The 4,823-nt window shown below is 59.9% G+C and carries 4 protein-coding genes and 1 pseudogene; 2 read left to right on the forward strand and 3 right to left on the reverse strand.

Features of this window, described 5'->3' with window-relative positions:
* Positions 1 to 91 precede the first annotated feature (91 nt).
* Positions 92 to 301 (forward strand): annotated as a pseudogene (locus AB0M97_RS30580) (XRE family transcriptional regulator); the annotation flags it as partial.
* Here the strand turns inward: AB0M97_RS30580 and AB0M97_RS30585 are convergent.
* Positions 285 to 1,079, reverse strand: coding sequence for a GntR family transcriptional regulator (locus AB0M97_RS30585; protein WP_365964231.1), 795 nt, complete (start codon positions 1,077 to 1,079; stop codon positions 285 to 287). The pseudogene AB0M97_RS30580 and the gene AB0M97_RS30585 overlap by 17 nt on opposite strands.
* A 563-nt stretch (positions 1,080 to 1,642) precedes the next feature.
* Between AB0M97_RS30585 and AB0M97_RS30590 the strand changes: the two genes are divergently transcribed.
* A complete protein-coding gene (locus AB0M97_RS30590; protein WP_365964232.1) occupies positions 1,643 to 2,698 on the forward strand; it encodes a DUF3644 domain-containing protein in 1,056 nt (351 codons plus the stop codon).
* 47 nt (positions 2,699 to 2,745) lie between these two features.
* Here the strand turns inward: AB0M97_RS30590 and AB0M97_RS30595 are convergent, their stop codons facing one another.
* Together AB0M97_RS30595 and AB0M97_RS30600 are read right to left on the reverse strand one after the other, a co-directional pair.
* The gene (locus AB0M97_RS30595; protein WP_365964233.1) at positions 2,746 to 3,849 is read right to left on the reverse strand and encodes an XRE family transcriptional regulator; all 1,104 of its coding nucleotides are present in this window, start codon (positions 3,847 to 3,849) and stop codon (positions 2,746 to 2,748) included.
* Between the two features lie 5 nt (positions 3,850 to 3,854).
* The gene (locus AB0M97_RS30600; protein ID WP_365964234.1) at positions 3,855 to 4,451 is read right to left on the reverse strand and encodes a hypothetical protein; all 597 of its coding nucleotides are present in this window, start codon (positions 4,449 to 4,451) and stop codon (positions 3,855 to 3,857) included.
* Positions 4,452 to 4,823 lie beyond the last annotated feature (372 nt).

Genomic DNA, 4,823 nt, shown 5'->3' on the forward strand with positions numbered 1-4,823 from the left:
GCTGTCGTATTCGGGCAAGGCGGTCCACCGGGTGTTTTCCACGTCCGGCCAGGAAGCCTTCATGCAGGGACACGTGGACGCCTTCCGGATCCTGGACAGCCTTTACAGCGCACTCGAAACAGCCGACCCCACGTTCATCAGGGCGTCGGCGGGACTCCGCTGCGACCTGGCGCAAGCCCACCTGGCTCGCCGCGAGTACGACGAGGCGCAGAAGCACCTGCGGCAAGCCCGACTCGTGGCGAGCCGGACCAGGTCAGTGCGTCACAAACGACGCATCGAGCAGCTCATGCAGCGCTTGTAGGCGAGGCGCCGGCACCCCGCGAGGCCAGCACATGAAGTAGGGCGACCAAGGTGCCGGACCCCATCAACTCTCCCCGCGCCATCAACCCGGGGATGTCGGTCAGAGGCACCCAGGCGATGTGGCCGGCCTCTTCCAGATCGGTCGGCTCCCCGACGAGCTTGGCTCCGTGCCCGACGAAGATCTCATGCGGCGAGTCGACCATGCCGACCATGGGCTGGTACGTGACCACATGCTCCAGGGCGTTCGGCCGCCACCCGGTCTCTTCCTCGACCTCCCGGAACGCGGTCTGAAGAGGTTCCTCGCCCTGGTCGACGATGCCACCGGGCAGCTCCCAGCCGAAGGCATCGGGGACGAAGCGGTACCGCCACATCATCAGCACCCGGTCCTGGTCATCGATGACCGCGGCGATGGCCACATGGTGGAGCCTGACGACATGATGCTCGAAGCGATCGACCCCGGGCGGCTCGACGTCGACGAGGCTCAGCTTCACCCAGCGGTTGTCGTACAACGTCCGCTCGCCATGGATCTGCCAGGGCTCGACGTCGGCGGGCGCCTCGGTCGTCACAGACCGGTCCGGCACTCGGTAGGAGCTACGACCGTGAACCTCAACGACACCTTCGGCAACAAGCTTGGCCAACACCTGACGCAGGGCCGTCCGGCCGATCTCCAGCTCCTCCGACAGAGTCCGCTCAGACGGGAGCTTGGAACCTGGCGAGTACTTGCCCGTAGCGATCCACTCACGAATCGTGCGGTAGACCCGCTCCGACTTCGGTCCCATCCGTTGAGCACTCTCCTGCCGTCGTGTCGAGTAGCCGACACAAGCCTAGTGTCTGCCTACTCACGTGAGGAGGCACCGACCGACGACGACACCCAGCATGAGCGCGGTAGAACTTTCCCTACTTCATCAAGGCGGCTCGCTCCGCTCCCCGCGCGCGGCCCGACCCCCGGCCGGGCCTGCGCTCCTGTCTCCGCCCCGCTCCAGCCCGGCCGGCGCCCGTGCCGCGCGCAGAGCATGCAGCCGCTTGCCGTGAGAAGGGATGCCTCGTGGCTGGGACGGTCGGCTCCGCGGCTTTACGCAGCCACTTTGGCGCGAGCCTCGAAGATCATGGCCCCAACGTCGTGCTTTACCGGGCAGGTCCACAGACTGCCCGACGCGCCGGAAGCTTACGGGGCCATGATCACTCGCGCCAAAGCAGCTCCAGCCCAAAGCCGCTCCGCCGACCTTATCGACTCTCTTCACGAAGTTTTTGAGGCTCCTCCTCTACCAAGGCACTTTCCGCGAGATGTGATGTGAGCTACGTTACAGGAGGTTCAATAGGCACCTGCGAGGCGAGATGCGACATGAAGAAAGAGGCCAGACTACTCAAGCATAAATCCCTTAACTCTCTGATCCTGAGTATCGAACACTTCAACCGTCCTTGGGACGTGGGCCGCACCGATGCCGTTCTCATGCTCCTCGATCATTCATTTGAAATGCTTCTTAAAGCCGCCATCCTGCATCGCGGTGGCAAGATCAGAGATCCGGGCGAGAAAAACACTATCGGATTCGACGCCTGCGTACGCAGAGGACTATCTACAGCCGCTATCCAGTTCCTCAACGAGGAACAAGCATTGGCGCTCCAGGCCATCAATGGCTTGCGCGACGCGGCACAGCATCATCTACTCGACATCAGCGAAGGACACTTGTATCTGCAAGCAAAATCAGGGATAACACTGCACCGCGATATCCTAAAATCGGTGTTCAAGGAGGCGCTGCATGAGCTACTTCCTGACCGTGTGCTGCCCATTGCCACGGTAGCCCCTTTGGATCCAATTTCTCTGTTTACGGAAGAGATCAAAGAAGTTGCGCGTCTCCTAAGTCCAGGGAAACGTCGTAGAGCGGAAGCGACTGCTCGCCTTAGAGCACTTTCCATTGTCGATGGTGCGATGAAGGGCGAGAAGCTGCAGCCAAGCGAAACGGCACTGCGCAAGCTTGGTGAACAAATCAGCAAAGGCGTCACCGACCTCAGCACACTATTTCCGGGAATAGCGGCCGTCGCATTCAAGGCCGACGGAGCTGGAACTTCCGTAAATCTCCGAATAGTGAAGCGCGAAGGAATCCCAGTAACTTTTGTTCCTGAAGGATCAGCCGACTCTAGCGTAGTTGCAGTCAAAAGAGTCTCGGAGCTGGATTACTATAACCTTCGATTCGGCGATCTTGCCAAGAAATTGAGAATTACCACCAACCAGGCCACGGCCCTGATTAAACTACTGCAAATCAAAGAGAGCGAAGATTTCGCAAAACAGTTCTTCCATACCTGGTGTTACTCGTCTAAGGCGTTGGACTGCATGCGCCAAGCACTGCAGGAGAAACCTGTTGACCAGTGGTGGGCCGAGTACCGCCAGCAGACGCCATGACGTTTGAGGGTTCCACTGCAGCCTACTGCGTGGAACCCTCAAATTGGCTAGAAAGCGATACGGCTACGCAGCTGGATTACATTACTTCCGTGGTCGGATACGGAACGGATTGGGGCATGGGGCAGCTCTTCTGCTGTAGCATGCTGCTCCAAAACCTTCATAGCTAGTTCTTCAGACCAATCGGCGCCACGCGCAACAGCCGTAGTACTCAAGCCATCACCGTAATGGATCTCCATTAGCTTTCTAAGTGCGCGCGGCTTCTCGCGTGGCACATGTCCGGGCTCTTGGCGATTCCAACCGCGGGCACTGATCTGTTTGTACAGGCTAATCGCTCGCTCTTGATCGATCACACCGATCTCTCGGGCCCCGCGCACCAAGCTCTTGATAGACACACCCCATTGGGTCTTGAGCATAGCGAGTGAGCTTAGCGTCGGGCGCATCGGCATCACCTGTGCCAATGCAGAACGCGGCGTCAAGAGTTCCGCAGCAAAAGCATCCGCTTCGGCCTCGATCGCACTGCCCGCCTGTCCCGGCTCATGCAGCACAAGGTGACCCAATTCGTGGGCCACAGTGAATCGCACCCTATCCCCGGGAATATCAGAAAGCAATGCAATTATGGGCTCACTTCCGTGCCACGCACAGAAGCCATCCAGGTTTTCTGTCTTAAACGGAAGGCCTAGTACGGTGATCCCTGCTCGCTCAATCGCGAGGATTAGATAGGGAAGCGGTTCACTAGGCGTAAAGCCCAGAATCTCTCTCGTCTTTGCGGCCGCTTCCGACGGGCGAGCTCCGTGCATTGATGGAATCCTACAAGGAATTGAACGAGCACTAGAGCTCAGATTTTGGTATTCCTCGTAGACGAGCTTCGCCCACTGCATAGCGGCGTTCTTTGTGCGTTGCGTGAGTCGGTTGCGCGCCCTGAGTTGAGGAGAAAGGGCTTCGAGGTTTATTACTGATTGACGCTTAAAAAAGTCACCGGAGACTCCGAGCGTTGCAGCCAGAAGAGCCTCGGTCTCCTCGTCTGGCTGCGTACCACCCTTCTCGATCCGTGACAGTTGGTACTGCGACAGCCCCGGTACCACGTCAGCGAGCTCAGTTTGCGTCATTTGGTGCATCTCTCGCACCTGCTTGACGCGCTCGCCGTGGATCATGTCGCCTAGTCTCCTAGCTGCTTGTACTGCTGGTCCGGTTCAAGTTCATCCAGGTCAGCTGCCCGAAGTGTGGCCATGCTCCGCGAGAGCTTGCCAACCCAGTCCACGCGCAGGCTGTTCCGCCGATGACCGCCCCCAGTAGGCCGCACGAGCGTCATCGGATCAACCAACTTACCTGCGTCGTCCTTCCAAAGGAGCAGCAGGTTGTCTGTCTCTAGGCCCGGGATCGCGGACGCGGGATCCTGACTCCAGAACGCCTGCCGCTTCTTAGAACGCCCAGGTAGAGGGATGGTCACCCCGCCAGTTCGAGCATCGTCGCTAGGCCTCAGGATGCGCACGGCCATGGTCTTGTAGAAGAGCAGCAGGCCCGACATGGCGTACAAGGGCCGGCCATCTTCCGTCTCAGCCTGAAGCCCCAGACTCCGTAGCTCTTCGAGGGCGATCCGCCGAGCCGTGTGGGCGTAGTGCCAAGGATCGTCCGACCGAACCAAGCCGTTGCTCGTGTGGTGCTCGTTGGCGCCCTTGAGTCCCTTCTCAAGGGCGCTGAAGATCGGTGGGATGACAGGCTGTAGCTGCCGCACCGACTCTGCGTAGGTTGCCATGCGCATAATATGCCACGCAAGTTCACACGCTGCTCCCTCATTCTCTGCATTGATCGCGGGAGGGTGGCAGAAGGGCGTGCCATACGCGTGCCAGATCGTGCGGGGAACAGCGGGGAGTCGTACGACGGCCGATCAGACCCAGGCACCGCTTCACTGCAGGTCAGCCAGGGAGACGAGGCCAGAGCACCCAAGCTTCCCAAGCTGAGGGCGCGCCGTCGGCTGAGGTTCAGCCAGGGCGGAGCTGGGAGCCCCGAACGGTGTCCGAGGCTCCTGGTTGTTAGAGGCCATTTCAGTTGGTGAGTCTACGGTGGCATATGAGGGTGGCTGAGATGGCAGCGAAGGCGAGGAAGTGCTCGGGCTTGCGCTCGTAGC

The organism is Streptomyces sp. NPDC051207 (assembly GCF_040682395.1).
Classification (GTDB): Bacteria; Actinomycetota; Actinomycetes; order Streptomycetales; family Streptomycetaceae; genus Streptomyces.

What these genes read in the sequence shown, in the direction of transcription:
- AB0M97_RS30585 (WP_365964231.1), bottom strand. Translation starts at nt 1,079, where the DNA reads ATGGGACCGAAGTCGGAGCGGGTCTACCGCACGATTCGTGAGTGGATC.
- AB0M97_RS30590 (WP_365964232.1), top strand. Translation starts at nt 1,643, where the DNA reads ATGAAGAAAGAGGCCAGACTACTCAAGCATAAATCCCTTAACTCTCTG.
- AB0M97_RS30595 (WP_365964233.1), bottom strand. Translation starts at nt 3,849, where the DNA reads ATGATCCACGGCGAGCGCGTCAAGCAGGTGCGAGAGATGCACCAAATG.
- AB0M97_RS30600 (WP_365964234.1), bottom strand. Translation starts at nt 4,451, where the DNA reads ATGGCAACCTACGCAGAGTCGGTGCGGCAGCTACAGCCTGTCATCCCA.